Below are 26346 nucleotides of genomic sequence, written 5' to 3' on the forward strand. Positions count from 1 at the left end.
ATATGAAAATCACTTTTTCATAAATGCAATAATAGAACCATTTACCAGCAGGGCTTTATGAACAGAGACGGTATTGTTGAATTTGTGGCGGTTGTTGAGCAGCGCAGCTTTACGCTGGCAGCGAAAAAACTGCGTATCTCTACCGCAAAAGTAAGCCGCCAGGTCAGCGCACTGGAAACCCGCCTGTCATCAAGGCTGTTAAACCGCACCACCCGTGTAGTGACGCCGACAGAGCTTGGTCAGCAGTTCTATCATCAATGCCGTCACATTCTTGACCAGCTTGATGACGCAGAACGTTTCGTCTCCGAACAACAGCTCACGCCTTCAGGCAAACTCATGCTTACAGCCCCCGTAACTTACGGCGAACGGATCATCGCACCGGTCGTTAATGACTTTCTTACGCTGCATCCCCGCATTGAGGTCAGCCTGAATCTGACAAATCAGGTTGTGGACTTAGTACAGGAAAACTACGATCTGGCTATCCGGCTTGGTCACCTCGAGAGCTCATCGCTGATTGCCCGCCGGTTAGGCTCGCGGACGTTATTCACCTGCGCCTCACCGGAATATTTTGAACAGTATGGCCTGCCTCAGTCGGTGGCCGACCTTGCCAGGCATCAGTGCATTGCCGGCACATCGGCCCACTGGCAATTTAATGTAAATGGCAGAGTCGTCACCTACCGGCTTCCAAACGCACGACTGCGTTGCAACAGTGGCGTGGGGATCCGCGATGCAGCACGCAAGCATCTGGGCATCATTCAACTGCCTGATTATTACGTCGCTGATGATATCGAATCAGGCCGCCTGAAAGTGATACTGCCTGCACAACAAATCGATGATGACGGGATATGGGCGGTATACCCGCAAACCCGTCATGTATCAACCAAAGTCCGGTTATTACTGGACTATCTGGTTACCCGCCTGAATCCCGGCGCGTAAACCAGTTCGCCACCGGGCCGGCTCTGCCGGTTCACACCTTATGCCGGAATTGCCGGTTCGGTGCTTTCAGGTTCTGGTTCAGGAGGCTGTCCCGTAATGCTGGCAATAAGGTCTGCCGCATTTTTCTGTCGGAATGCACGATACTCTTCCCAGTCAAATGACTTCAGAAACGCCACAGCCGCATCACAGCCATTTACAATCAGCTTTTCTTTGTCTTCCGGCGACATATCAAAGTCGAGCCAGCCAATGTCTGTTGTATCAATTTCCTTCACCACCCGGTTGTAGTCTTCAAAATGCTCATGGCGGTATTCTTTATCAGTGTTGCCTTTGGCAATATCCACCACATTGGAGATAAAGTTCAGCAGTGATGAATTATCGAAACGGTCTACATCAAAGCCCAGCTTGGCACCAAACGTGGGCATTGAAGGAACCTTACTGGGTTTCGCGTGAAATTCGTCAAAGGGAAAATTTGATAACAGGCCGCCGTCGACGAAGGAGACCGACTCGCCATACTTCTGAGGGTCTTTCAGCGTCACTGAAAAATCCCGTTGAAGCCGGTCTTTCACATCGCTGTAAGGGGGGATGTTTGTCAGCGTGAAGGGATCAAAAAAGATGGGAATAGACATGCTGGCACGGGCAAAATCTGCAACAGGCGCATCGTTTTCCGGGCGGTAGAATAAATCAGCATCTTTAGGAAAGGTCACCTCAACACCGACAGCCATACAACTGGCTTTTACTGCCAGTCCGCCGAACGGGGCGGATTTATCATATGCGAACCGTGGCGGATGGTTCAGGGTGACCGTTTCCGGCAGCGTCCATTTTGACGCCAGGCCGGTGAGATGTGCTGCGCCGAAAGGCTTCAGCACTTTACGTTCCATCCAGTCGTAAAAGGTTTGACCGGGGTTTAATCCCCGCTTTGCTTTCAGCCGTTTGTAACCGGAAATTACACCCTTCGTCCAGCGCCAGCCTTTACTGAACATATTACCGCCACCGGGATTCTGCACCACATCCCTGACAGCTTTAGGTCCGTCGACAAAACTGAAAAATGCCACTTCATCCAGCACATCTGCAATCGCCATGGTTTTAGGCTGATCAGGCGTACCGGCTGCACTCAGCCCTATCGCATTGATTGCACCGGCAGACGTGCCGGCTATTTTACGAAAACGGATATTACACTGTTCAAGCACGTAGGTATAACCCACGAGACCAAGCCCGAGCATGCCGCCGCCTTCCATCACAAGGTCGACGAAATAGTACTTTTCACCGTCTTTTTCGAAATATACATCTGACCAGGCTTTGCTTTTCAACTCAGCCGGGATTGAATAGGCCGACAATATGTCCTTCACAGACTTAGCCGGTGTAGTTTGCGCGTTCATTACAGCCTCCCTGTCCATAATTTGTTCAACATGCTAACGCAGGGTAGGATTAATGCAATGGTCATTCTGTACTAAGCCAATACCATTTATGAATAAAACCGTCTCTGAGATTGAATTAAGACACAGAACTCTGCGTTTACCCCACGGTGAAGATGCGCCACTGATTGGCTCAAAGCAGCACTACCGGGAAGAACTGAAAAAGTGGCAGAAAAAACTGCTGCATGTTCAGCAGGCCATTTATCACCAGAAAAAACGGGCAATTGTGGTTTTCGAGGGCTGGGATGCATCCGGTAAAGGCGGTGCCATCAGGCGTCTGACCGGCCATCTGGATCCCAGAGGGTTTGCCGTGCACCCCATTGCAGCCCCCACCGATGAAGAACAGGGAAGGCACTATTTATACCGGTTTCAGACAAGGTTACCCAAGCCCGGCCGAATCGCCATTTTCGACCGTTCCTGGTATGGCCGGGTACTGGTAGAAAGAGTGGAACAACTGACACCGGATGATGCCTGGCAACGGGCTTACCGGGAAATCAATGAGTTTGAACGGATGCTGTCTGATGATGGTGTCCGCATCATTAAGCTGTTTTTACATATCTCACCTGACGAGCAGCTACGCCGGTTCGAAGAGCGGCTGCATAATCCCTACAAACGCTGGAAGCTCACAGAAGAAGATATCCGCAACCGCAGTAAGTGGACTGATTACGCGTCAGCCACCGAAGACATGTTTGATGAGACGGATACCCGACCGGCTCCCTGGCATCTGATACAGGCAGAACACAAATGGTATGCACGGGTGGAAGTTTTAAAGAAGGTTGTGAAGGCATTGCGAAAAGGCACCGACATCACACCCCCGCCACCGGATGAGAAGCTCATCCGCCTGGCAGAGCAAAAATTGGGGATAAGCGTGCCGGATACAGACACGCCGGAGCCGCAACAGTCAGAGCAGGATAACTAAAACGTCAGCTTGTATTTCTCAAGCTGGTAGTAGTAAGGAAGCGCTTGCTCACAAACTTCCTGTAATGTCTCTGAAAGTACCGGTACAGGTTTCCGTGCCGTGGCTATAAGCCCGGTACTTTCCCACACCGCATTGTACCAGTGCTCTGCCCAGACGCCGTCAGCTTTGTTGCCGCCAGCCGGCCAGCTGAGCATGCCCGCATCGTAAGATATCCCGATGGCTTCACACAGCGTCTGCAGCCCCGTTGCCGGGTCGGTCAGCAAATCGTCACTGTCAATCACCACCGGCGGTTCGCCGTTCAGCGTCATCTGGCGGTTAAATAACTCCGCCTGCTGACGGATGCCGATATCATCCAGTAAGGGCTTTTCCCGTTTTTCATTGTAGCTGGCAATCACCCTTGCCGGATGACGCAACAGAAACACGTTAATCACATCGTCTGTCCAGGCCAGCGGAAATGCGGGTAACATGTGATGTGACATGTGTTTCTGATAGAAAATATCTTTACCGTCAGGGACCGGACCCAGGCATTGCGCAATAACCTCTGAAGCATGCTGTGGTTGCGATGCCAGTATCGCTTCCTGCATCGGGTGCACTTCCCCGCTTTCCTTCAGATACGCTGCGTAAAAGGGCTCGTCAACTACCGCGCAGTCACTGCGGGCGGCAAACGCATACATCATCGCTGTCGATAAGTTTCTGGGGCCGGACCACATAGCAATACGCATCAGTGTGTCTCCTTAAACAGTTGATAATATGCCTCTCTTATCTGCTGCGTGAACGGTCCCGGGTGCACATCGCCAATTGCTCTGCCATCAATGTGGGATACCGGCGTCTGTGCGCCAAACGTGCCGGTAAGGAAGGCCTCGTCAGCACCATAGGTTTCAACCAGCGAGTAATTACGCTGATGCACCTTCAGTCCAATCCGCTCACACACGTCTATCACCTTCTGCCGGGTGATACCGTTCATGCAGTAATCGCCGGTAGAGGTCCAGACCTCGCCTTTTCGTACAATAAAGAAATTACAGGCGTTGGTGGTGTTTACAAACCCGTTTACATCCAGCATCAGCGCTTCATCGGCACCGGCTTTTTCGGCGGCAATACAGGCCAGTATGCAATTGAGCTTGGAGTGAGAGTTGAGTTTAGGATCCTGCGTCATGGGCAGGCCACGCATATGCGGTACAGTAGCCAGCTTGATTGGCCGCGCAATGGACGCTTTGGAGTGCTCACATATAATAACCAGCGTAGGACCGTGCACAGAAAGCGCCGGATGCTGAAACGGCTTTTTCTTTTTGCCACGGGTGAACATCAGCCTTGCATGTACATCGGTGTGCATATCATTGGCTTTACGGGTGGCTTCCAACGCCTCTGTAACCTGCGCCCTGGTCATGCCTAAATCCATGTCAACCACTTTTGCTGCTTCAAAAAGCCGGTCCATATGCTCATCCAGAAAAGCCCATTTACCGTCGTATAACCGCAAGCCTTCCCAGATGCCATCACCTAACATAAAGCCACTGTCGTATACCGACACTTTGGCTTCGTCGCGGTGAACAATGTCACCGTTCACATAAATGAGAATATCATCATTACGCGCATCTTCCGCTGCGGTGTGGGTAGAGACATCCGCCATACTCATTGATTGTTTTTCCCTTTTTTTGTACAGCCAGAAAAACAAAAATACCGGCTGACGACCCGTAAAGTAAAGTCGTACCGCCGGTATTTGCGATGATATTAAGCGATGATTAGTTAAACAGATCTTTCAGCTTGTCTTTGCCTTTCTCCATTAACTTCTCTTTTTCTTCATCGATTTTTTCCTGCACTTTCTCTTTGGCTTTTTCTGCCAGCACTTTTTTCGCTTCTGCTTTTGCCTGTTTGATGGCGTTATCCAGCATCTGATTTACGATAGCCGCACCGACCTGATCAGCCGGTAAACCGTCAGGCTGACCAATAGCACCGGCACTGAACGTTGGCAGAGTGACTTCATAAGCTTTCTTATCAATTTTGAAATCACCGGTTTCCAGGTTTTCAAAATTCAGTTTCAGCTTCGCATTACTCACCGTTACCGCATCCACAATCAGTTTTGGCGCCGGAGCGGAAGATGGCTCTGCAGGCTGGCTGTCGCCCTGAGGCAGGTTAGCCATCAAATTCTTTTTAATGACCATCAGGTTGCCCTGTCCGGATGCGTCTACTTCATAAAGGATTTCCGGACCGTCTACAGTCACTTCCTGGATGCGGTAAGGCTCTTCGGTAGCCCCGGCGAGATCTAATGTCACACCGTCAAGGCTGAACGCGTCTTCTTCACTGAATCCGTCAGGGTTTTCTACATCAATGTCAGTGATAGTCAGACGCCCGTCACTGAAAGACAAATCCACAGCTGACACGGTAACCGGCGTAGCCAGATATTTTGTGCCCTGTGTTTCAATTTGTTCGCGGATAAAGTCATTGGCCCCACTGGCCAGATAAACCACACCGCCGGCAATCACCACAATAACCAACAATAAAATAACCAGAACTTTCTTCATTATTTCTCCCTGCATAAATGAGATTAAATACCGCACTGTTCACGGCATTTGCGCGTATTCCCTGTATCAGTGTTTGAACGACTGCTTTACACGGTTTACGGCGTTTAGGTTTTCCATACGACCACTGCCTGTTATTGTGATCACAACACTGCATCAGACAACGTCTTTTTGCAGTCACAAGACTAATTTGAAGAGTAAAGGAAAGCAATGAATAAACTCTCATGGGTGCTGGCATCAGCACCGCTGTTATTTGCTTGCTCCCAGCCGGCAGACAACACCACAACGACAGAATCAAAACCAGCCAGTGCACAACACACTGGACACCAATCCACGATAGCATCAGGTACGGATTATCATTCATTTTCGAACCCTGACGCAGTGCGGGTAACACATTTGGATCTGGATTTAACCGCAGACTTCGACAACCGTGAGCTTACCGGTTCAGTGACGCTGGATTTCGACCGTATTCAACCGGATGCGGACACGTTAATCGTTGATACCCGCGCACTGGATATCAAACAGGTAACCGCAAATGGTAAAGCCGTTGAGTTTACACTGGGTGAAGAGGACGATAATCTGGGTTCTCCCCTGTCGATAGCCTTACCTGCATCGGCCAGCGCTGTCACCATCGACTATGTGACTTCACCGGAAGCATCCGGCGTGCAGTGGCTTACTCCGGCACAGACTCAGGGCAAAGAACATCCGTTCCTGTTCACTCAGGCTCAGGCCATTCATGCGCGCAGTTTCATTCCGCTGCAGGATTCACCTCAGGTCAGAGTCACATACGACGCCCGTATTCATACTCCGGCAGATTTGCTGGCAGTCATGAGTGCCTCGAATGACCCTGATACGCCCCGTGACGGCGATTACAGCTTTACCATGCCTCAGCCTGTACCTTCTTACCTGATTGCCCTGGCCATAGGTCATCTTGAGTTCAAGCCTATGGGTGAACGTACCGGCGTGTACGCCGAGCCTGAAGTTCTCGATGCAGCCGCCGCCGAGTTTGAAGACACGGAAAGCATGCTGGAGCTGACAGAAAAAACCTACGGCCCCTACAGCTGGGACCGTTATGACCTTCTTATCCTGCCACCCTCCTTTCCTTTTGGTGGTATGGAAAACCCCCGTCTGTCATTCATCACCCCTACGGTGATTGCCGGCGACAAAAGTCTGGTTTCCCTGATTGCCCATGAGCTGGCGCACAGCTGGTCGGGTAATACTGTGACCAACGCCACCTGGCGGGATTTGTGGCTGAATGAGGGTTTTACCACCTATCTGACTTACCGCATTATGGAAATGTTGTACGGTACAGACCGCTTTAACATGGAGGCGGTACTGGGCTATCAGAGCCTTGAAGCAGATATCGCTGCGCTGCCGGCCAATGATGAAATACTTGCCGTAGATTTACGCGGGCGCAATCCTGACGATGTATTTTCAGATATCCCTTACGAAAAAGGTGCGCTGTTTCTCCGTGAACTGGAACAAAAGGTGGGCCGTGAAAACTTCGACGCTTTCCTGATGCAGTATTTCAAGCATTTTGCTTTCCGGAGTATCACCACTGACACCTTCATGGCGTATCTGGAAGACACCCTGCTGAAACAATATCCGGACAAGCTCGACAAGCAACGCATCGAAGAATGGGTGTTTAAGCCGGGCATTCCTGATGGTGCACCTGTACCGGCGTCTGATGCCTTCGATAAGGTGGACAGTCAGCGCACTGCCTGGTTAAATGGCGATAAGCCTGCTGCAGACATCAAAACAGCAAACTGGACAACCCACGAATGGCTGTATTTCCTGAATAATATGCCTTCTTCACTGTCTGCTGCGCAGTTAAAAGATCTGGATTCTGCCTTTGACCTTACCAACAGCCACAATAACGAAATTGCGCACAGCTGGCTGATGATTGCCGTACAGAATGAATACAAGCCGGCCTGGCCCCGTTTGCATGATTACCTGGTTGAAATAGGCCGGAATAAGCTGGTGAAACCGCTCTACCGGGCGCTGTCGCAAACACAGGAAGGGAAAGCGTTTGCGAAAAAGGCATTTGAGGAAGCCAAACCCGGCTATCACCCGCTGACGGTGCATGCGAATGAAGGCTTCGTAGAGGACTGACATCCTTATTTAGCATTAAATAAACGTCATAAGGCCGTATCAGCGAAAGGTGATACGGCTTTTTTTATCACTTTTGTTCTGAAAACGCCGCCCGTCAGCCTTCTTTATAACCAAAGCGAACAAAAACCCTCTCCGATAAAATGTTAAAAACTATAGCCATATGTTTATTTTATGTTAATACTAAGAGTGTACGTTCTTTGACCAGCAGGAGTGTTGACTATGAGCAATCACATATGGGGACTGATTCATCATCCCGATAAAGAATGGCGTTCCATTAATGAAGAACATGAAACGGTTAGCCATTTATATACCCACCATGTACTTTGGTACGCGCTTATCCCCGTGGTTTGTTCCTTCATCGGCACCACACAGTTTGGCTGGACTTTTGGCGGTGAGGAAGTCTTTCAGGTTTCTGTCGCCAGCGGACTGGTGCTGGGCGCCGCATTCTATGCATTGATTTTATTAGCCGTAGCTGCGGTTGGCAGTATTATTCACTGGATGGCAAGACGATTCCCTGAACGCCCGTCACGGGCAGAATGCATCGTATTTGCCGGCTACACAGCAACCCCGTTATTCATGAGCGGCGTGTTTGCTATTTACCCTGTGTTCTGGCTTTGCGTAACAGCAGTGGCAGCGGGCCTGGTGTACACGGCTTATCTGCTTTATGCAGGTACACCAAGCTTCCTGGGTATCAGCCATAAAGAGGGCTTCATCCTTTCCACGTCGACGCTCTGCATGGGTGTGCTGGTGCTGGAAGCATTAATGATAGTGGCCGTTGCTCTGTGGAGCATGGGCTCGGAGCACAGCATTATGTGGTACTTCTTCCACTAGCATTAAGTGCATTATTCATCACGGATTGAACAATAGTTTCATTCCTCTGTTACTGCGGGCCCGGGCCCGCTTTTTTTGTTTCCGGCTCCGGGGGCAGTTTCACCTTTTGCGGCAACTATTTTCTACCCGCCGAACATCTGGTCAGTCAGTGCCAGCGCGGCTTCTACGGTATCATCCATATCGTAGTATCTGTAGTCTGCCAGCCGCCCGCCGAAGAGGTACTTAGCTGCATTTTCAGGCTTTGCCGCCAGCGCTTTGTATTCTGCCAGCATGGCGTTATTTCTGGCATCATTGATGGGGTAGTAAGGTTCGTTATCTTTGCTGAATTCATGTGGGAACTCCCGCGTTATCACGGTTTTTTCCTGTTTACCGAATTCAAAATGCTTATGTTCAATAATGCGTGTCCAGGGCACTTCAGCTTCGGTGTAGTTAATTACCGCGTTACCCTGATAATTCTCGCAGTCCAGTACTTCGGTTTCAAAATGCAGGCTGCGGTATTCCAGCTCCCCTAAGCACTTATCAAAAAATTCATCAATTTTACCGGTGTAGAGCACTTTACCGGCCAGCGCTTCCCAATCCTCACGATTTTCAAAGAAGTTCACACCGGTTCTCACTTCTATGCCTTCGAGCAGCCCGTCAATCAGCGCGTTGTAGCCACCATGAGGGATCCCCTGATAAAGGTCGTCAAAGTAGTTATTGTCGAAAGTAAACCGGAATGGCAAACGTTTAATGATGAAGGACGGGATCTGCGTCGCCGGTCGCCCCCATTGCTTTTCCGTATAGCCTTTAATGAGTGTTTCGTACAAATCTTTGCCACCGAGATATAACGCCTGCTCTTCCAGATTTTGGGGCTCAGTTTGACGGTAAGGGGCACGTTGCTCTTCAATTTTTGCCTTTGCCTCTGCAGGGGTAGTGACTCCCCACAACTGGTAAAAGGTATTCATATTAAATGGCAGGTTATAAAGCTTGTTGCGGTAATTCGCGACAGGAGAATTTACATAGCGGTTGAAGCTGACAAACTGATTCACATAATCCCATACCCGCTGATTACTGGTGTGAAAGATATGTGCGCCGTACTTGTGCACGTTGATGCCTGCCACGTTTTCACAATAAATATTACCGCCTTTGTGATCACGCTTATCAATGATCAGAACGGACTTTCCGGCAAGGCGCGCTTCTCTGGCAAACACGGCACCGAACAGGCCCGCACCGACGATCAGATAATCATATTGTTGTTTTGTCATCAGACAATCCGCTGTTTTGTATATCCGTTAACAGTATATACCCAAAGTTGTTGAAAAGGCTGCGCTATCAGGCAAACAGCCCTTTCATAAAATCATAAAAGGCTTCGGTTTTGCGTGTGGTTAAGCTGTTCTGCGGCTTGAGAAACCATACCGGCGCGTCGTTATCTGCCAGTGCTTCCGGTAATACTTCCACCAGCTGACCGCGGGCTAATTCATCTTTAACCGCAATATAAGATTTTATCCCCAAACCGTGACCGGCCAGCACAGCCTGCGTCATGTTGTCGGAGTTCGACACAGTAAACCGCGCGTTCACATTCAGCGTCCGGCTGTGTTCGCCTTCCTGTATTTTCAACTGGCGCTGCCAGGGAAGTACAACCCAGCGATGCGCCGCCAAATCATCAATACTGCGGGGATGGCCGGACCGGGCCAGATATTCAGGTGCAGCGCACAACAAACGGGAATTATTTGCCAGTTTCCTCGCTAATAAGCCCGAGTCAGCCAGTTTGCCTACCCTGATGGCAACATCCTGCTTATCTTCAACCACATTGACGAACTGGTCGTTGATCAGAAAATCCAGCTTAAGATCCGGATACGCCTGCTCAAATTCCATAAGTTTTGGCATCACAAATTTTGAAAATACCCAGGGCGGCATGGTAACCCGCAGAATGCCACTGACAGACGAGCCCCTCGCACCAATCTGATATTCCGCATCCCGCAATGCTTCCAGAATGTCTCCCACCCGTTGGTAGAACACCTCACCTGCCGGCGACAAACCAAACTTTCTGCTGTCCCGAAAGACCAGCACCGTGGACAGTGCCTTTTCAAGTTTACTTAACCGCAGGCTCACCGTGGCTGGTGACACTTGCTGTACAGACGCAGCAGCGTGAATCCCCTTGTTTTCCACAATGGCGATGAAGGTTTCAAGTTCATTCAGGCTATACATACTTTAAATATCTTAAACACAGGTTTCGATTTACAGGGCTTCTTTTAAGAAATTAAAACAATAGAATCGTTATGTACACCACTATCGTAGGAACAACTTACATTGAGACATATTCTTTTTATTGCCGTCGCCTTACTGGTAACGGTTATGAACAATGCGGAGGCTGACACCATGCCATCACAACCCAAAGTGATCATTTTTGACGTTAACGAAACCCTTCTGGATATGGAAGCAATGCGTGAATCAGTAGGCGAAGCCCTCAATGGTCAGCAATCATTGCTTCCCCTGTGGTTCTCAACCATGTTGCACCACTCACTGGTATCAACCGTGTCAGGGGAATATCGGGACTTCGGGAAAATTGGCGTGGCAGCATTAATGATGGTGGCAGAAACCAATGGCATAGACATCACGGAAGAAGAAGCCAAAACAAGCATTGTGACGCCACTGCTCAGTTTGCCACCGCACCCGGACGTAAAATCAGGGCTGAAAGATTTAAAAGCACGGGGCTATAAGATTGTCAGTTTAACCAACTCGTCCAACTACGGTGTGAAAACCCAGTTTGAAAATGCCGGCCTGACAGACTTTTTTGATGCCCGTTACAGCATTGAAGATATTCAGATTTACAAGCCTGATCTCCGCGCCTATGCCTGGGCACTGAAGCAACTGGGTGTTAAACCGGAAGATGCCCTGATGGTAGCGGCTCACGGCTGGGATATTGCCGGAGCAAAAGCTGCTGGTATGCAGGCCGCTTTTGTAACCCGTCCGGGTAAAGCCATGTATCCTCTGGCTCAGGAGCCCGATTATGTGGTTAACGATCTGCGCGAATTAACAGATATTCTCGACAAGCAGTACGGCCGGTAATCAGAAACAACACGCTTAAAACATCAGGCCCAGGCTCACCACGAACCTTCGGCCTGATTCTCCGATCTTCATCAACGACGATGGCTCAACCGGCTATACCTCTGCGCCAGTCTCCAAATCCGGTAATTACAAAGAAACCCTGCCAAGCGTGAACTTCACGCTGGATATTACCGATGAGTTATTGTTCCGTGCTGCTGCGTCAGAAACCTTCATCCGCCCTGCACTGACTGACATCGCTTACAAACGTACCATGAGCTTAAATGAGTTTAAATACCGCGACGGTAACCCGGATCTTAAGCCTGCTTATGCCGCTCAGTGGGAAGTGGGTCTGGAATTTATCGTTCAGGTGCCTTTCGCCCGTTTCCATGACGTGCTCGACGGATTTGGTGTGAATGCAAACTACACAACACTGGATAACTCATTAACAGGCGCTTCTGATTTAGGAATTCCTACGCCGCCGGAAGGGCTGACTGACGAAACCTATAACGTGACGTTCTACTACGAAGACGACGTATTTGATGCCCGCGTGTCTTACAACTACAAAGACAAGTACGTGGAATATATCGAGCGTGACATGTATCCGGTATACCGCGATGCCTACGGCCAGTACGATGTGTCTTTAGGCTACCGTATCAACGAAACCTTCCAAGTGACGCTGGAAGGCATCAACATTACTGACGAAGCCACCAAAGGTTACACCATGGACCCGGCCTTCCCGACCATGTATGAGTTCTCCGGTCGCCGCGTCTCTCTCGGCCTGCGGGGCAACTTCTAAGTTTACTGCGTGTTTCTTCCCTGAAACTGTTAGCCGGGCATTGCCCGGCTTTTTATTCCCGTAAATTCACAGAACGCTACAGCCAAACTTCCACTTCAACACCGATGATACGCGGCGCGTCAAGCGGACTGTAAAACAATCCGTCGGTGCCAAAAGCCATATTTTCTATGGCAAGCCCGCTGGCAATTCGCTCGTCTGTCAGATTTTCGCCAAACACTCTGATAGCAGTCTGTCCATCGTCGTACCCTAGCTGTAGTCCCAGCGTCGAGACTGCCCGCTGGACGGCATCGCCTTTTGCCCGCAGCGCGGTCTTCCCGGTAAAGTTAGCTTCAGCTCTGACATAAAAGTTCTCATCCAATTCATACCGGACAGCCACTCCGGCATCATAGTCGGGAACAAACTGAACCGCCTGTCCTGCAGCATTCAGTGACTCACTAATCTGAAGATCGGTGTATTCAGCGTCCACAATTCCGAAGTGGCTATTTATAGAGAGCGAGTCTGCAGGTCGCCAGACCAGTTCTAGTTCAGCGCCTTTGCTTTCTACTGATGCGGCGGAGCCGATATAATCAGAGCTGACAGGGCGACCATTCGCGTCGGTAGCGACCTGAATCTCCTGCCAGTTATCGGATTCTATAAAAAATAGTGCGCCGGAAGAGCGCCACTTTCTGTCTGCGGACATCCACTTGAAACCGACTTCTCTACTGAGCAGCGTTTCACTGTCATAAAACAATATGCTGTCATCTACCACATCGTCCTGTATAGCAGTAAGGTTGAATCCGCCCGGAATATAGCCCTTTGAAACTGACGCATGAAAAGACAGGTTGCGATTAAATTGGTATAAAGCGCTGATGCGTGGCAGCCAGTTTTCAAAGGTGTTCGAAAGGTCCGCATCCTGATAGTAGGTAATGGCTCCAAGACCTAAATCCAGCGCGCCGGCGGTTTGTACCGCAGATCTTTCTGCATGCTCATAACGCAACCCTGCGCCAAATTTAAGCTTATCAGTTACATACCAGTTCAATGATCCAAAGAGGCTCTTGTCTTCACCTTCTTTGTACTGCAGAGGTGCTGCCAGATAGCTGTCGAGATCGCCGCTGCCCATAAACGTCGACTTAGTGTTTTCTTCACTTTCCGCGTAATAGGACATGCCAACGATATAATCGAACACGTTATTTTCGGGCGAGCTGTAGCGCAGCTCTAAGTTTTTGTAGTCTTCGCTTTTTTCTTCGCGTCCGGACACGTACGGTGTGGCAGTAAGATCAAAATCCAGCCCTTTGGAGTCTTCTTCCAGAGTACGATAAGATGCGGCCAGATCAATGTTGCCAAGATCAGTCTCATAGGTCACACTCACACCGGCTACAAATTCTTCCGAATTGGTATATTTGGGCGCATCTTCTAACGCCGTCCACTTATCAATCTTGCGTTCCCCGTTCATCGTGTCTGCATATAACTGATTGTACAGATTGATATTTAGCGGCACATATTGCTGCACGAACAGACCCGGTGCATCCTCATCAAGCCAATAGGACGTTGCGTTAACGGTAAGTGCGTCAGTTGGCGTCCATTGCAGCTTACCCTGAACGAAGTTCTCTTTAATTTCACCGCTTTCGCCCGTGGATGTCCCCTCATTTTTTACGTAGGCATCCTCCATCGATGTACTGAACGCCACGGATCCACTAAGTGAATTTTGAGCCAGTGGGCCGCCGACGAATCCGGTTCCCACATATCCCTGGCCAGAGGCGTAACTTGAAGCCGACACACGGTAGTTCTGTTCCATGACTTCCGAAGGTGTTTTTGTGGTAACTAAGATGAGACCTGACTCTGAATTTGCACCGTAAAGCGTTCCCTGCGGGCCGCGAAGCACCTCGATGGAGTCAACCTGACTAAGTACTGAGTTACTTAGCTCACGAAACGGAATGCCATCTATGTACACCGCGGCTCTGTTAACAACAAACGGATTGGACTCAACGCCACGAATGGTAATGTAAATACTACCCGTCTGCCCTGACTCGTTAAATTGGACGTTGGGAACAAGCTCATCTATCCGGGTAAAATCACGTATTCTCGCTTCATCAATCATTTTTGAATCGATAACCGTTACCGAAACATCGGCTTTTAACAGCTCCGTCCCCCGCTTAGTCCCCTTAACCACAATTTTCTCAATAGCATCTCCGCCATCAGAACCCTCGCCGTCTTTATGCTGTTTTTCTATACGTTCAGGTTCATCTTTTCCGGTAGATATTGCATACTCGCTGGATATCGCTGCGAAAGAAATGAAAGCCAGCCCGAGGCCAGAAGATACAGATAGAGTTTTTGTTAGCCGTCTCTTTTCAAACATACTGAAGATATTCCCTTACTGATTGCAAAGTGACGTAGTTTAAAAACCAGCTGAATGAATACCGCTCCAAAATGTCCCACCACTCCATTTTGGTATTTTTATTATTTTTACCAGGTGAAACAGATGGATAACGGAAACCCTATTGTCGACAGCCTGAAAAATAGCACGGCACAACCGGCTATAATGAGTCTGGCCTGTGAGAGCGCTGTACTCGTTCGCTCACACTTCCCGGCAACTGCTGGAAAAATGGTTGCGGGAAGACATCTCAAAATCGGGGTTTGCTTGTCTGATGGCGGTATCGTCAAATATGGAAATCGTTCCTGGCGCTGGAAGAAAAGGAGTATTTTGATCACTGCTCCTCACGAAAACGGTGAATTCTCATCGCCTGATGTGAATATGCTGGGCATTGCCATCGATACTGAGAAATTTTGTAATGTTTGCCAGTCAGCAAATAACTGCTACCAATCTACTGTACTTGAAGATGAATTAATCCTTACGGTAGCGCTGGCGATGTGGGAATGTGCTGAGCAGCAAGATCCTTGCACATCATTTTTGCTAGAAGGCATATCCGTTATCTTGCGACGTATTGCAGCCCTCTCTGACAACCTTACACAGCAACAACCGGTATCAAGACTAAGTCGCCGGCAATTGAGCTGTCTGTCTGATTACATTCAAACGCAGATTGAACAGGAAATTAAGACAGACGAACTGGCCGGCCTTTTAGGAATGGGAACCAGGCAATTCTCCCGTGCAATCGAAAGAAGCACCGGCACAACGCCATACAAATATATTCTGCTGAATAAGATGAAGGAAGCCAAAAGGTATCTGCTGCAGGGATATTGTGTGACGCATGTTGCAGGTATGGTTGGTTACAGCAATCCAAGCAAATTTTCTGCGGCATTTACCCGTGTAGTAGGATGCGCACCTTCTCAATGGAAGCAGCGGAATTTGCATGATACGGAGCTATCATCTTAAACCGTGCTTATCAGAAATTTTCCGCCATAAAGAATAAAAAATTCCAAACACATCACGCCACTGTAATAAAAATATCTCACTAGCGTCACTCAATCCTGTAACGCTGGTTTGCGCAGTACTCCATCTATTTTTCTCTCTATTCGTTCAAAAGGAATGTATCCATGTTGTGGAAGTTACGCGTCGCGGGCACCCTCGGGCTCCTGCTTACTCTTACCGCTTGTGATGACGATGAAACGGTTGAAATTGAAGTTCCCGTTGAAGTAGAAGTGCCGGTTCCCGTGAACCCTGAGCATAAAATGCTCACAGACCCGTTTTTACAATTACCCACTGCTTCCAGCGTTAATGATTCTGCTGACTTCTGATTTGCAGTCGAAAAAGAACGTTGTCGCAAACTATCAGAAGGTAGTGGAAACCGTTGGCACGCCAGACGCAGTATTCTTTGCCGGTGATTTTGTGAATGCACCCGACCGCGCTTCAGAATGGTTCGATCAGGTCAAAGACAATGCGCCTGCATTCTTCCCGGCCCTGCAGGGACACTACCAGCAATACATGCCTGGCTTTCCCTACAATGGCGGTGAAATTCTCCAGCATGCACCGGTGTTCGGTACTATTGGCAACCATGAGGTCATGGGCCGTTATACGCCAGATGAAGAAAGCTTCTCTCTGAACGGCGGCTTTGGTGATCCTCAACCGGCATGGTTTGCAGAAGTCGCCTATGAACAGGTTAAAGCCGACGTTAACCCGTCTGACGATGAAACGGTTAAAGCACAGTGGATCGCCGATCACTCTCACAACCAGATGAGCTTTCTGGATATCTTTTCCTTCCCCAATGATGGCCCCCGCGGCGAAGAATACTTCGCGGTATCTTTTGGAGACGTGTTCCTGATTTCTATGAATGTCTCCCGTATCTGGCGTTCGTGGAGTGTTACCCCGAACAACAAAACCAAATTTGTTGAAAACGCAGAAAACTACACCGACCCGACACAGTGGGGATTTGGTGAATTTTTGTTTGAGCGTTTCGATGCTGAGTCAGAGCAATACACCTGGCTGACGGATGTTATGCAGACTGAAGCATTTCAAAATGCTAAGTACAAGGTGGTGATGGCGCACCAGGGCGTTTTCGGACTGGGTGACAACACCGTTCCGGTGCTTGCACAGCCGGTGCTGCAGGTTGTACAGGACAATGGCAGTGGTGGTGAATCTGTCGCTGAATACACCTTCCCCATTGAGCCGGCCACATGGACTGACACCATCGCGCCTTCACTGGAAAGCTCTAATGTGGGTAACAGCTACGGTGCATATTACGATGATACCACCGGCACTTACACGTCAAACCGGCGTCCGGCTACAGCTGATTTCTGGGAAGATGTTTATTCAGCCAATCCGCGCTGGTCAGAAACGAATTATCCGCCTAACGGTGATCCACAGGGGCGTGTAATGAGCTTCCCTACGCAGTTCAGTCCCATGAGCATGGAAAATGACAGCTATCCGAATTTACCTTTTGTTGCCAGCAATGTGCTGTCGGTCTTCTCTGTCCTTGATACCAGCACAGGCACAGTGAAAAGCTATGTGTTTGACCCGAGTGATTTGGATTCTGAAGTGACATTATTTGATGAGTTTTCGATTGAGTAAGTAGTTACTTTCGACGAAAGACATACTTATAAAGAATAAGCCCCGGCAGTACTCCCGCTGCCGGGGCTTATTTCAGTGCAGTTAAACCCGGCGATCAGAAATCGAAACGGGCTCCTTCCCTTTTTGCCACAAGGATTATTGGAAGCGAAGAGAAAATAGCTGTTCAGCTACTTTGAAATTACACCCCGGCGAGTTTTGCAAACTCATGCAAACCGGTAACGTGATAGTCTGCCGAAGCATGCCTCTCAACACCAGCACGCAAAATCTGTACGGTCTTCATCCCCAAAGCATTTCCTGCTGCGATTTCAGACTCTGCACTGTCTCCGATCACCCAGACATCTTTAGGGTCGACCCCGTACTTATCGCAGGCTAGCGCAAAGTAATGCCCTTTTCCTTTACGTGGAGGCTCACCCGGGTCGTCAAAATAAATATCGCTGAAAGCCGCTTCCAAGCCCAGCCCCTTAATTTTAGAACGTTGAAACTTTTCAAAGCCCGATGTCACCAGAATTTTCGTGCCCCCCATCTCATTAACGAACAATGTATCTTCATACCCTGACATTGACCCCGTTAATTCCAACTGCCTGAAATAGTCGAAACTGCGCTGCTTAGCCTCCTCAGAAAAAGAATAGGCAGCAGCAATCTTATCCAGTGGCTTGCGCCAGAAATCGAATTTCATCGCGGAAAATTGTTCACCGGATAAATGATGTTTTTCCAGTCTTTCCAGCTCGTCAAACAAAGGAGCGAGCAAGTTTTCCCCAACCGCATTACCGGGGGCGAGGCAGTTGTCGAAATCAAAAATGATAAACGGGCGGGATGTCGTCATAAAACCTCATTAAATCTGTGTGACTGCGGTAAACCGGGCTTATGTTTCCGGCACGCATGCCGTTATAAGAATGAAGCACTTAGCTGCAAAACCTGGTCTCAGCGGCTAAATGGCAACGTGCATAGGTATATTTACAAATAACCCTATACGCCGGATTCTGCTCTACCATAAACAAGTAGTATTACGGTGTATTTAAATTATCGACTGAAAGGGTAAGAAATCGGGCAGGCCAATGCGTTATCAGGTATCCAGACAATCCGGATTCACGCTTATTGAACTGATCATCGTCATCATTATGCTTGGCGTATTATCGGTCACGGCATTGCCGCGCTTTGTGAACCTGTCATCTGAAGCCAATGCTGCTGTTATTAATACCCTTGCCGGCGTACTGAAATCCACCGCGAACATTGCTCACACTAAAGCCATCATCGCCAAAAGAAATGGCGGATTTAATAATGGCTTTGATTTTGACGGCGTTTATTTTGATAAAGGCTATCCGCTGGCGCTTTCTTTCGGTGACAGTGACGGCATTCCGGAAATCATGGAACTGATGAGTTTTGGTGCCGATGATTTTACCTGGGCCGATAATTTCAATGGCCAGTCTGCCAGCGGCGATCTCACCCGTGAAATTTACATCACGGTTCGCAGTAAAATTAACCAGGGTGTGGGGCATAACGAAGTGGTTGCCACGGCCTGCTATGTTTCCTACGAAACTTTTGTTAACACTTACCATCCACCTGAAATTATCGTTGATATTTCAGGGTGTTAGAATTAAAAAAGGGCGCTGAGCGCCCTTTTGAATTTACCAAAAGCCGCGTTTAGTTGCGACCTTGACGGCGTGTCCAGCACAATCCTGCCAGCATCATCAGTGTAACCACAAACGTGGACGGCTCTGAAACAGTGGTGGTCACTGCGTCTGCATTCAGCGTGTAACTGAATGAACCAAAGCTGAAACCTTCATTCCCACCTACTGCCAGCGTGTACCAGCCACTTGTAAGTAATCCCGCATCGAGGTCATTAGTCCCTGCCGCAGGTACGAAAGCGTCGGTACCAGTGATATACGTTAAGCTGCTACCCCAGAAATCAGAGAAGTCACTTGCATTGTCAAACAAGAAACCGGGATCTGTCGCCAGTTCGCCTGAATACAGGCTCATGCCCATTGATGTAAGAAGTGTATCCAGTGAGAAGCTCAGTTCAGTGTCAGCAGATAATTCGAACGTGTAAAAATCAATTGCTGAAGTATCACCGTTTAACCAACCACTTTCGTCACTCAGAGAGCCGCTTGCAGTACCCGGAATGCTCAGGTTCATAATGGCTGCATTCGCCTGAACAGCGAGTAACATTGATGCTAAAAATACCAGTGCTTTCATGTTTATTCCTTAAAGTCTGAAAAGGGGCAGCAACGTGCCCCCGTATTGTTTTATTAAATTTTTATGCTTATTCCGGTTTACAGCGCGCCGTTTTCCCACGGGCCGGTAATCGCGAACGTGACCCCCGGAGACTGGATATTCACGAATAACCAGCGGCCATAGAAACATGCACCACACCACTCACGACTGGTAAAGCTGCGGCGGGCAGAACCATCTGTGCTGGTGCCCACGCTGTCAGTAAAGTTGGCTGAAACGCCGGGGTAAATGTTGTCGATAACAGCTAGATCACCCTGATCCAGCTCCATGCGGTTTTCACAGAACGTGAAGGTTTCGCCGCTTTGCGTTAAGCCCACCAGACGCTTGGGATCAGAGCCACCGTCTTCACACATCAGGATGCTGCCACGGGGACTGACAGCAATATTGTCAGGACCATCGACTTCTGACGTGCTGGTAGATTCAAATACAACCGTGAGTTGCTGACGACGGGGGTCGAAACAGAAAATTTGTCCCAGACCGGCTGCGCCACCTGAAGTAGAAACGAAGTAGATTTTACCGTCGTCATACCAGCAACCCTCACCGCGAAGAATGATGGCAGCGTCGCTGGCCTGACTGAAACAGGATTCACTGAACGCGTCCGGATCAGGGATTTCCTGCCAGCTTACGTTGTAGGTTGAGCCTTCAACCAGTCCGCCACGCAGGTCAACACGTGGTGTGTTATCCAGCACCATTGCGTAAAGCGTACCGCCTGATTTCAGATCACCCCACTCGCCTGCAGGTTCGAATTTATAAAATGCCGAAGTACCCGTGTCTTCTGTCATGTAGACAAAGCTTGTTGCAGGGTCCACTGCCACAGCTTCGTGGGTAAAGCGACCCATCTCACGGATTGGCTGACCGTCTGATACACCAAAACCCGGAACTTCGAAAATGTAGCCGTGATAAATTCCCTGAGCAACCTGGAAGGTCTCTTCACAGGATAACCACGAACCCCATGGTGTGGAGCCACCAGCACAGTTACGGATTGTGCCGCCAAGGCTGTTGTAGGAAGACAGGAACTTACCATTTACTACATCAAACATCAGGTTGGTAGTGCCGCCATATTGCGCCGGATTATAGATACCACGGCCGCCCACTGGGTCGCATTTATGGCCTTCGCCCTCGCTTAACTCATGGTTACGAACCAGACATACAATATTTTGCTTTGCAGCAACCACTGCCATACCGTCATGGTCGGTTGGTGTCGGGTTACGGTCAGACTGGATCTGACCTGTCCAGCCGTAAGAGGTATATTCAAAGCCGTCCGGTAAAGCCAGCAACTCCAGACCTGTTGCTTTACAGGCTTTCATGCTCAGGGGGCCGTAAGAAGAAGAAAAAGGCAGTGTCGCAGCCTTGGCAGACAGTGATGCCAGTGCTGTACTGGCAGCAACAACAGAACCGCCTTTTACGAAATCACGACGGTTAACCGTCGCTTCGGACAGAATCATCCCGGTTGTTTCTTTAGACATTTTTTTGCACCTGTTCGATTGGTTGTAGAAGTAGGAACCCCGACCTCTGAAAGGGGACAACATCCGGTCTTGCCGGGAACCAATCTACGGAGCAAAAATGACACTCAGACGCCATTTTCTTGACGGGCAGGCTACATGTTCGTGACAGATTTTTTTTAATTTATATTTCAGCAGCTTCCTGCGCCGCCTGTGCCCGCCGCTCTGTCCTAGCAACAAGGTAAACAGATACTTCATAAAGCAACACGATGGGCGTACCCAATGCTATCTGGGAAATTAAATCAGGTGGTGTAATAAAAGCAGCGACAAGGAATATCAGCACAATAGCGTGGCGCCGGTAGTGTCTTAGTGTTTCAGCCGTTACCATGCCGGTTTTAGCCAGGATAAGCAGAAATACAGGTAGCTCAAAACTCAGTCCGAATGCCAGAATGAGCTTAATTACCAGCGACAGATATTCACTGACTTTTGCTTCCAATTCGACTCTGATGGCCTCATTGCCACCTGCGGTTTCGAAACTCATAAAAAACTGCCATGCCATCGGCATCACCACGTAAAACGCAAGCGCAGCGCCGGCGATAAACAAAACCGGGGTCATAATAAACAGCGGCAAAAAACCTTTTCTTTCGTGCTGATACATACCAGGAGCAAGAAAGCGCCAGACCTGGATCAGGATTAGCGGCACAGAGAAAAACAGAGCAGTAAAAAATGCCAGCTTCAGGTAAGTAAAGAATGCCTCCTGCAAGCCGGTATAAATCATTCTCCGCTCACTGCCTTCTCCGAATTGTTCAAGCAATGGCTGTTGCAGGAAATGGTATATGTCAGCAGAGAAATAATAGCCGGCCCCGAACATCACCATAAAAAAAGCCAGGCAGTAAAGCAGACGGGTACGAAGCTCAATAAGGTGAGTAAGTAAAGGCGCAGTGGACTTATTGAGCTGTTCGTCATTCATTGCCCTGCTCCTTCTCCTTACGCGCTTCATCAGCCTGATTGCGCGCCTCGTCAATTTTGCTCCGGCGCTCAGCATGTTGCTCTGCAGACATTGAGCCCGGCGTAAAATCTGCCGGCAGATTTCTTATATCTTCAGGCAAAAACGCTTTCCAGCTTTCGTCACCCGGCTGCGCTTTGCCACTCACGATATTCACTTCTTTTGTGAGCTGATTCATACTGCCCTGCATGCCGGCGTACATACGCTTCAGCTTTGCGGTAAAGCGTCCGAAAATCTGAAACAGCTCGGGTAAATCTTTGGGGCCGATGATAATGAGGGCCAGCACGCCCACGAAAAAAAGCTCAGTCCAGCTAAGATCAAGCATGAGGTTGGCCGGCTTTCACCGGTTGCTCTGATCTACGTTTGGATTGCGTGGATTCTGACTTTGTCTGACCGGCAGGCGCTGCTGCATCCAGCTTTTGTTCTTCCTCCTGCAAACCCTGTTTGAAACTGCGCATACCGGAGGCAATATCGCCCATCAGGGCAGGAATACGGCCACGACCGAACAGTAGTACTATGATTAGCAGTACCAGTAAAATCTGCCACAGATTCAATCCCATGTTTTGTCTCCACTTTACTTATTCTCCTTTTATGTTGAAAGTAAAGTGTGACCGGACCGTGACGGTTAAGTGAATACTTGATGAGAATATCTGGTTGACTTAAATCTCACGGCCAGAGCTGAAGGACCAACCGTCATGTCATGGAAATACTGAGCGTGCAGAGTTCTGTGATTTAAAATGGTGTCAAAGTGTGGGTATAAACATTTGCAGCATTGCCCAGTTCGGCGACATGGGACTGCAGTTGTTCCAGCGTTAACTGCTTCGGCTCCCTGAACTCAAACAAAAAACGCTTCAGGGACCGTTGTTGCTGTTCTGTTGGGGCATCATCAAGCGTGATCATAAAATACTGTTTCGGTTTGCCGTTCATAGCAGGCAAAGGCACATCAAACATGAGCTGCCTGAACGTTTTCACCGTGAACCGCTCGTCACCCACTCCGATAAAAATGACTACTGCAATATCTCGGGAAAACTGCGCCTTGATATCGCATAAATCGTTCCCGGCAGCGGTGGATGCGAAGCGATTGTCTTTCAGGTCGGGGATTTCCAGTGATTCTGCCGCGGTGTTGCAATGGCGCTTCACGTAGAGTGACAACGCCATGGGTGTGCCCTGCGCGACAGGCTCAATCTCAGTGGGCCCGGCGTCAGAAGACGCGCTTTTCACCGGTCCGTTTTTGACAGGCAGCTGGGCACCAATTCGGGTATCGGTCACCGTTTTTTCCTGTAAAAACATCGGCACTGAAATCACAGCAACCAGTATCAGCGCCAGTACGTGCCATAACTTTACGGAGCGTTTCCGGGGCATTTCTGATTTTACAATGGGTCGGGGAAGAGCATTGATCACAACGTCATCTAATGGTGGCTTAATACCTGCCGGGTCAGGAAGATATAAGGCCAGGTAGTCGACATTGTTAATGGTACGAAATGTCACACCCTCGATATCAGTAACATCACCTTCGTGTTCCACAGGCAGCAGAAACAGGATGTCGCACTGTTTTTTCCATGGTGATAGCTGTTTGTCGGCCAGGGCAATTTTCTCCGGCACATGATTAACCGGCGCCACGGTTCCGTCAGCCGTTCTTATGCTGCCGGTGGCCACGATAATTTCGTCCCCGGGCTGCGGATTGCCGTCACCGAGAATTTCCAGGAATTTGCAGGCGTGAGCAATATAAAAGCCCAGTTGCCAGCTGTTTCCCTGTGAAATTTTCGCACTCAGATCGATGCGGTATGGCCCCTTGCTGAAATGCGCCTCGATAATACCGGAGCCTAATTTTACAAAGCTGTCGTAACCGTTGGTAATGGGACAGGGCTCTGAAAACCCGCCTGCGGTCACCATGGAATTCGCCACGGCTTCAGGTAACTGATAGAGGTTGTTAACGGCAACCAGGCCCCGGGTTGTGGCGATGAAAACGTGAATAGTCACAACAATCCCTTACTGATTAATTCATGATCACGATGTCGGCACTGGCATCGAGCAGCGCCTGCAAGGCAGGCGAGGTTTCTTCCAGTAAACTCTGCGTTTTATTGTTAGTCAGCGGCGGAAAATGCAGCAGATAAATACAGCTACGACTTTCCACGTGCAGATTCACCCCTTTCTCGCAGTGTGCAGCGGTGGGGAAATTCACCGTAAGGATCACGTAAATCTGCGATGTCTGTACCGGATCACGGGTGAACGACAGAGTAAACTTATCTGACTTCCGGGGCTCCATCTCATCCGTCCCACTGGCTGCCGCCTGTGCGCCACTAACCTCATAAGCAAAGGTTTTCACCAGGTGCATAAATTGTCGGCGTAACGGCAGCGACTGGTTGATCTGTGCCATAATTTCAAGCCTGCGCGGGTGTTCGCCACTTTGGGCCAGTTTAACCAAATCGTTATAAAGCACCGCGCTGCCGCCGGTAAAATCAGACTCCGGGCGGGTCAGTGCATTGTACTGCCGTCTGGCAGCAAATATCGCCTGTGCCTGCTCATGATTGTTATGCGACATGAACTTCTCCATACATTTTTTCAAATCTGCCTTTGAATATGGAAACATCAGAGGCAAAATTCTGTGCGGCGTCATTATTTTCCGACAGGGCATTAATGGTGGCGAGGTGATTACTAAGCAGCAATTCCAGAGACACGATGTGACTGTGTGCGAGCAGATAGGCGTCCTGCTCATCCTCTTCCGGCAGGGTTTTAAATCCTGCCTTGTTATTCTGTTTAAATTTGCGGGCGTTACTGTCGAGCACAATACGCAGTGCCGGCCAGCGCAGAGCGGCCTCAGTGATGAGTGTCTGCAGCTCCTTAGCTGTTGAACCTGCCACATCACTGAGCAGCCACGCCGTTACTGCCGCCTCCGGGTTTGGCAATGCTTCTATCAGTTCTGCGAGCACGAACTGGGGCGTCAGCGGTAGCAGCGCGTGCAGCAGACAGGCTCTGGCAGACTGAATATCTGCAAGGGTATCTGCCAGCGTTTCTGCATACAGCACATAACCATTTTCCGGTACACTTTGTAATTTTTCAGCGACCATCTGCACCGATTTTCGTTTCGCCTGTGACAGTACCGCCTGCCAGGGGCTGAACACCTGCAGGCGCATAAAGGTTTGGGTAAACCGGTTCAACTGACTGCGATGCCTCACCAGCGGCACGGCCAGCACCTGCTGACTCTGATTAATACATTTTGGAAATTTGGTAAGCGCGGCAAGGCAGATGTCGTCCTGCAGCCCGTTAAACAGCGAAGAACAGGCCATGCCCGGCCCGTCATCACTACCGTTCTGCACGCCCGGGATGCGCTCAAGATCGATTTCACCCAGCTCTATATCACCACCCAGGCGCTCCCCTACCCGTCCGGCTTTCTGCTGCTGTACAACTTTCAGTGCAAAGAGGGTGTCGAGCATATCATCCACCGCCGTGTCGAACCGGATATGACTGGGTTTGGAGGGCGACGGATCGTCATTAGCCTGTTGCCAGAACATCAGAATAGTGGCGTCGTTCACCGCTTCGGGAGACAGGGCCGCGCTGGACAGCCAGTCAGCCACATAGCGATAACGATTGTGTTCCTGCGCTTCCGGCAAATGATCCTTCAGATAATCATACAGGGTTTTCTGTATGACTTTAGACAAGTCATCAATGGCACTTATCGTCCCATGTTGAAGGCCTTTCAGTTGCTGCACCATGGTAGGATCTACAGTGGCGACAAATTCCATCATCACCGCCAGAATGCCTGCCCGGGTAGGCGAAATATCAAACTGCGTATTCCCCAGACGAATATGCAGAAAATTGTCTTTCATGGTGACCGAATGCGTATCGGCCTGCCAGTCAACGGCAAAGGCCTGCCTGAATCCACTGGCCGAACTCACGCCATCCAGCCAGAAATAACGGTAAAGCGGTTCCTGATACAACTCGTCGGGATAGGCCTGATTCACCGCCCAGCTCAGAAAACACAATTCCCTGCAAACAAATCCGTAATTACGGCAGCAGATGTACTGAGCCACTTTATCGATATCGGTGTCGTGATACTTTTTCTGTGCTTCGGCATCGTCCTCCCCAAATCGGGTAGCCTGACGAAGGCCGTCAAAGATACTGAGCAATGACTCACTGATGCCATATCCCACTGTGCTGCTCATGATTATCGCTTTCCTTCC

26 protein-coding genes are annotated in these 26346 nt (G+C 49.5%); 10 read left to right on the forward strand and 16 right to left on the reverse strand.

The window, feature by feature from the left end:
• The first annotated feature begins 57 nt into the window (after nucleotides 1-57).
• Nucleotides 58-936: a LysR family transcriptional regulator gene (locus ACXAGC_RS01770; RefSeq protein ID WP_474841876.1), complete on the forward strand. Its 879-nt coding sequence runs from the start codon at nucleotides 58-60 to the stop codon at nucleotides 934-936.
• A gap of 38 nt (nucleotides 937-974) precedes the next feature.
• On the opposite strand, the gene ACXAGC_RS01775 is transcribed toward ACXAGC_RS01770, so the two are convergent.
• On the reverse strand, nucleotides 975-2312 hold the full coding sequence (locus ACXAGC_RS01775) for a patatin-like phospholipase family protein (RefSeq protein WP_474841878.1): 1338 nt from the start codon (nucleotides 2310-2312) through the stop codon (nucleotides 975-977).
• A gap of 88 nt (nucleotides 2313-2400) precedes the next feature.
• Between ACXAGC_RS01775 and ACXAGC_RS01780 the strand changes: the two genes are divergently transcribed.
• On the forward strand, nucleotides 2401-3267 hold the full coding sequence (locus tag ACXAGC_RS01780) for a polyphosphate kinase 2 family protein (protein WP_474841880.1): 867 nt from the start codon (nucleotides 2401-2403) through the stop codon (nucleotides 3265-3267).
• Here the strand turns inward: ACXAGC_RS01780 and ACXAGC_RS01785 are convergent.
• The 3 genes from ACXAGC_RS01785 to ACXAGC_RS01795 all read right to left on the reverse strand — a co-directional run bounded on the left by ACXAGC_RS01785 (nucleotide 3264) and on the right by ACXAGC_RS01795 (nucleotide 5783).
• Nucleotides 3264-3989 carry a sulfotransferase-like domain-containing protein gene (locus ACXAGC_RS01785; RefSeq protein ID WP_474841882.1) on the reverse strand — a complete coding sequence of 242 codons (726 nt, stop codon included), beginning with the start codon at nucleotides 3987-3989 and terminating at the stop codon, nucleotides 3264-3266. The genes ACXAGC_RS01780 and ACXAGC_RS01785 overlap by 4 nt on opposite strands.
• Nucleotides 3989-4897 (reverse strand): D-amino acid aminotransferase, encoded by a 909-nt coding sequence (locus ACXAGC_RS01790; protein WP_474841884.1) that lies wholly within the window; start codon nucleotides 4895-4897, stop codon nucleotides 3989-3991. The genes ACXAGC_RS01785 and ACXAGC_RS01790 overlap by 1 nt, the downstream gene beginning before the upstream one ends.
• Nucleotides 4898-5003: 106 nt before the next feature.
• Nucleotides 5004-5783 (reverse strand): AsmA family protein, encoded by a 780-nt coding sequence (locus ACXAGC_RS01795; protein WP_303572265.1) that lies wholly within the window; start codon nucleotides 5781-5783, stop codon nucleotides 5004-5006.
• 207 nt (nucleotides 5784-5990) lie between these two features.
• Between ACXAGC_RS01795 and ACXAGC_RS01800 the strand changes: the two genes are divergently transcribed.
• On the forward strand, nucleotides 5991-7892 hold the full coding sequence (locus ACXAGC_RS01800) for a M1 family metallopeptidase (protein WP_474841886.1): 1902 nt from the start codon (nucleotides 5991-5993) through the stop codon (nucleotides 7890-7892).
• Between the two features lie 219 nt (nucleotides 7893-8111).
• Nucleotides 8112-8723, forward strand: a complete 612-nt coding sequence (locus tag ACXAGC_RS01805) for a Yip1 family protein (protein WP_474841888.1) — start codon at nucleotides 8112-8114, stop codon at nucleotides 8721-8723.
• A 122-nt stretch (nucleotides 8724-8845) separates the two neighbouring features.
• Here the strand turns inward: ACXAGC_RS01805 and glf are convergent, their stop codons facing one another.
• On the reverse strand, nucleotides 8846-9967 hold the full coding sequence (gene glf, locus ACXAGC_RS01810) for a UDP-galactopyranose mutase (RefSeq protein ID WP_474841890.1): 1122 nt from the start codon (nucleotides 9965-9967) through the stop codon (nucleotides 8846-8848).
• 67 nt (nucleotides 9968-10034) lie between these two features.
• Complete coding sequence (locus ACXAGC_RS01815; protein ID WP_474841892.1) at nucleotides 10035-10910, reverse strand: LysR family transcriptional regulator; 876 nt, start codon at nucleotides 10908-10910, stop codon at nucleotides 10035-10037.
• Nucleotides 10911-11057: 147 nt separating this feature from the next.
• Between ACXAGC_RS01815 and ACXAGC_RS01820 the strand changes: the two genes are divergently transcribed.
• Nucleotides 11058-11771: a haloacid dehalogenase type II gene (locus ACXAGC_RS01820; RefSeq protein ID WP_474842385.1), complete on the forward strand. Its 714-nt coding sequence runs from the start codon at nucleotides 11058-11060 to the stop codon at nucleotides 11769-11771.
• Nucleotides 11772-11841: 70 nt separating this feature from the next.
• Complete coding sequence (locus tag ACXAGC_RS01825) at nucleotides 11842-12546, forward strand: TonB-dependent receptor domain-containing protein (RefSeq protein ID WP_474842387.1); 705 nt, start codon at nucleotides 11842-11844, stop codon at nucleotides 12544-12546.
• Between the two features lie 76 nt (nucleotides 12547-12622).
• On the opposite strand, the gene ACXAGC_RS01830 is transcribed toward ACXAGC_RS01825, so the two are convergent.
• Nucleotides 12623-14881, reverse strand: a complete 2259-nt coding sequence (locus ACXAGC_RS01830; protein WP_474841894.1) for a TonB-dependent receptor — start codon at nucleotides 14879-14881, stop codon at nucleotides 12623-12625.
• Between the two features lie 123 nt (nucleotides 14882-15004).
• On the opposite strand from ACXAGC_RS01830, the gene ACXAGC_RS01835 reads away from it, so the two are divergent.
• From ACXAGC_RS01835 to ACXAGC_RS01845, 3 genes are all read left to right on the forward strand, one after another.
• Entirely contained in the window at nucleotides 15005-15856 is an 852-nt protein-coding gene (locus ACXAGC_RS01835; protein WP_474841896.1) for a helix-turn-helix domain-containing protein, read from the forward strand.
• 161 nt (nucleotides 15857-16017) lie between these two features.
• Nucleotides 16018-16218, forward strand: coding sequence for a hypothetical protein (locus ACXAGC_RS01840; RefSeq protein ID WP_474841898.1), 201 nt, complete (start codon nucleotides 16018-16020; stop codon nucleotides 16216-16218).
• Entirely contained in the window at nucleotides 16199-17488 is a 1290-nt protein-coding gene (locus tag ACXAGC_RS01845; protein WP_474841901.1) for a metallophosphoesterase, read from the forward strand. The genes ACXAGC_RS01840 and ACXAGC_RS01845 overlap by 20 nt, the downstream gene beginning before the upstream one ends.
• 178 nt (nucleotides 17489-17666) lie before the next feature.
• Here the strand turns inward: ACXAGC_RS01845 and ACXAGC_RS01850 are convergent, their stop codons facing one another.
• Nucleotides 17667-18311 carry an HAD family hydrolase gene (locus tag ACXAGC_RS01850; protein ID WP_474841903.1) on the reverse strand — a complete coding sequence of 215 codons (645 nt, stop codon included), beginning with the start codon at nucleotides 18309-18311 and terminating at the stop codon, nucleotides 17667-17669.
• A gap of 232 nt (nucleotides 18312-18543) precedes the next feature.
• On the opposite strand from ACXAGC_RS01850, the gene ACXAGC_RS01855 reads away from it, so the two are divergent.
• Nucleotides 18544-19080: a pilus assembly FimT family protein gene (locus ACXAGC_RS01855; RefSeq protein WP_474841905.1), complete on the forward strand. Its 537-nt coding sequence runs from the start codon at nucleotides 18544-18546 to the stop codon at nucleotides 19078-19080.
• 49 nt (nucleotides 19081-19129) lie between these two features.
• On the opposite strand, the gene ACXAGC_RS01860 is transcribed toward ACXAGC_RS01855, so the two are convergent.
• The 8 genes from ACXAGC_RS01860 to ACXAGC_RS01895 form a co-directional block, all read right to left on the reverse strand.
• Nucleotides 19130-19681 (reverse strand): hypothetical protein, encoded by a 552-nt coding sequence (locus ACXAGC_RS01860; RefSeq protein ID WP_474841907.1) that lies wholly within the window; start codon nucleotides 19679-19681, stop codon nucleotides 19130-19132.
• 77 nt (nucleotides 19682-19758) lie between these two features.
• Complete coding sequence (locus ACXAGC_RS01865) at nucleotides 19759-21183, reverse strand: alkaline phosphatase PhoX (RefSeq protein WP_474841909.1); 1425 nt, start codon at nucleotides 21181-21183, stop codon at nucleotides 19759-19761.
• Nucleotides 21184-21343: 160 nt separating this feature from the next.
• Entirely contained in the window at nucleotides 21344-22129 is a 786-nt protein-coding gene (gene tatC, locus ACXAGC_RS01870; protein ID WP_474841911.1) for a twin-arginine translocase subunit TatC, read from the reverse strand.
• Nucleotides 22122-22490 (reverse strand): Sec-independent protein translocase subunit TatA/TatB, encoded by a 369-nt coding sequence (locus ACXAGC_RS01875; RefSeq protein WP_474841913.1) that lies wholly within the window; start codon nucleotides 22488-22490, stop codon nucleotides 22122-22124. Before ACXAGC_RS01875 ends, tatC begins: the two co-directional genes overlap by 8 nt.
• Complete coding sequence (gene tatA / locus ACXAGC_RS01880) at nucleotides 22483-22725, reverse strand: twin-arginine translocase TatA/TatE family subunit (protein WP_474841916.1); 243 nt, start codon at nucleotides 22723-22725, stop codon at nucleotides 22483-22485. The genes ACXAGC_RS01875 and tatA overlap by 8 nt, the downstream gene beginning before the upstream one ends.
• 172 nt (nucleotides 22726-22897) lie before the next feature.
• A complete protein-coding gene (locus ACXAGC_RS01885; RefSeq protein WP_474841918.1) occupies nucleotides 22898-24145 on the reverse strand; it encodes a hypothetical protein in 1248 nt (415 codons plus the stop codon).
• A gap of 16 nt (nucleotides 24146-24161) precedes the next feature.
• Nucleotides 24162-24707, reverse strand: coding sequence for a hypothetical protein (locus ACXAGC_RS01890; protein WP_474841920.1), 546 nt, complete (start codon nucleotides 24705-24707; stop codon nucleotides 24162-24164).
• Nucleotides 24697-26328: a hypothetical protein gene (locus ACXAGC_RS01895; protein ID WP_474841922.1), complete on the reverse strand. Its 1632-nt coding sequence runs from the start codon at nucleotides 26326-26328 to the stop codon at nucleotides 24697-24699. Before ACXAGC_RS01895 ends, ACXAGC_RS01890 begins: the two co-directional genes overlap by 11 nt.
• Nucleotides 26329-26346 lie beyond the last annotated feature (18 nt).

It is taken from the genome of Alteromonas sp. AWJ4_197, assembly GCF_056160285.1.

Bases quoted from the DNA above. Each gene is read 5' to 3' on its own strand.
- ACXAGC_RS01770 (WP_474841876.1), top strand. From the start codon at position 58: ATGAACAGAGACGGTATTGTTGAATTTGTGGCGGTTGTTGAGCAGCGC.
- ACXAGC_RS01775 (WP_474841878.1), bottom strand. From the start codon at position 2,312: ATGAACGCGCAAACTACACCGGCTAAGTCTGTGAAGGACATATTGTCG.
- ACXAGC_RS01780 (WP_474841880.1), top strand. From the start codon at position 2,401: ATGAATAAAACCGTCTCTGAGATTGAATTAAGACACAGAACTCTGCGT.
- ACXAGC_RS01785 (WP_474841882.1), bottom strand. From the start codon at position 3,989: ATGCGTATTGCTATGTGGTCCGGCCCCAGAAACTTATCGACAGCGATG.
- ACXAGC_RS01790 (WP_474841884.1), bottom strand. From the start codon at position 4,897: ATGAGTATGGCGGATGTCTCTACCCACACCGCAGCGGAAGATGCGCGT.
- ACXAGC_RS01795 (WP_303572265.1), bottom strand. From the start codon at position 5,783: ATGAAGAAAGTTCTGGTTATTTTATTGTTGGTTATTGTGGTGATTGCC.
- ACXAGC_RS01800 (WP_474841886.1), top strand. From the start codon at position 5,991: ATGAATAAACTCTCATGGGTGCTGGCATCAGCACCGCTGTTATTTGCT.
- ACXAGC_RS01805 (WP_474841888.1), top strand. From the start codon at position 8,112: ATGAGCAATCACATATGGGGACTGATTCATCATCCCGATAAAGAATGG.
- glf (WP_474841890.1), bottom strand. From the start codon at position 9,967: ATGACAAAACAACAATATGATTATCTGATCGTCGGTGCGGGCCTGTTC.
- ACXAGC_RS01815 (WP_474841892.1), bottom strand. From the start codon at position 10,910: ATGTATAGCCTGAATGAACTTGAAACCTTCATCGCCATTGTGGAAAAC.
- ACXAGC_RS01820 (WP_474842385.1), top strand. From the start codon at position 11,058: ATGAACAATGCGGAGGCTGACACCATGCCATCACAACCCAAAGTGATC.
- ACXAGC_RS01830 (WP_474841894.1), bottom strand. From the start codon at position 14,881: ATGTTTGAAAAGAGACGGCTAACAAAAACTCTATCTGTATCTTCTGGC.
- ACXAGC_RS01835 (WP_474841896.1), top strand. From the start codon at position 15,005: ATGGATAACGGAAACCCTATTGTCGACAGCCTGAAAAATAGCACGGCA.
- ACXAGC_RS01840 (WP_474841898.1), top strand. From the start codon at position 16,018: ATGTTGTGGAAGTTACGCGTCGCGGGCACCCTCGGGCTCCTGCTTACT.
- ACXAGC_RS01845 (WP_474841901.1), top strand. From the start codon at position 16,199: ATGATTCTGCTGACTTCTGATTTGCAGTCGAAAAAGAACGTTGTCGCA.
- ACXAGC_RS01850 (WP_474841903.1), bottom strand. From the start codon at position 18,311: ATGACGACATCCCGCCCGTTTATCATTTTTGATTTCGACAACTGCCTC.
- ACXAGC_RS01855 (WP_474841905.1), top strand. From the start codon at position 18,544: ATGCGTTATCAGGTATCCAGACAATCCGGATTCACGCTTATTGAACTG.
- ACXAGC_RS01860 (WP_474841907.1), bottom strand. From the start codon at position 19,681: ATGAAAGCACTGGTATTTTTAGCATCAATGTTACTCGCTGTTCAGGCG.
- ACXAGC_RS01865 (WP_474841909.1), bottom strand. From the start codon at position 21,183: ATGTCTAAAGAAACAACCGGGATGATTCTGTCCGAAGCGACGGTTAAC.
- tatC (WP_474841911.1), bottom strand. From the start codon at position 22,129: ATGAATGACGAACAGCTCAATAAGTCCACTGCGCCTTTACTTACTCAC.
- ACXAGC_RS01875 (WP_474841913.1), bottom strand. From the start codon at position 22,490: ATGCTTGATCTTAGCTGGACTGAGCTTTTTTTCGTGGGCGTGCTGGCC.
- tatA (WP_474841916.1), bottom strand. From the start codon at position 22,725: ATGGGATTGAATCTGTGGCAGATTTTACTGGTACTGCTAATCATAGTA.
- ACXAGC_RS01890 (WP_474841920.1), bottom strand. From the start codon at position 24,707: ATGTCGCATAACAATCATGAGCAGGCACAGGCGATATTTGCTGCCAGA.
- ACXAGC_RS01895 (WP_474841922.1), bottom strand. From the start codon at position 26,328: ATGAGCAGCACAGTGGGATATGGCATCAGTGAGTCATTGCTCAGTATC.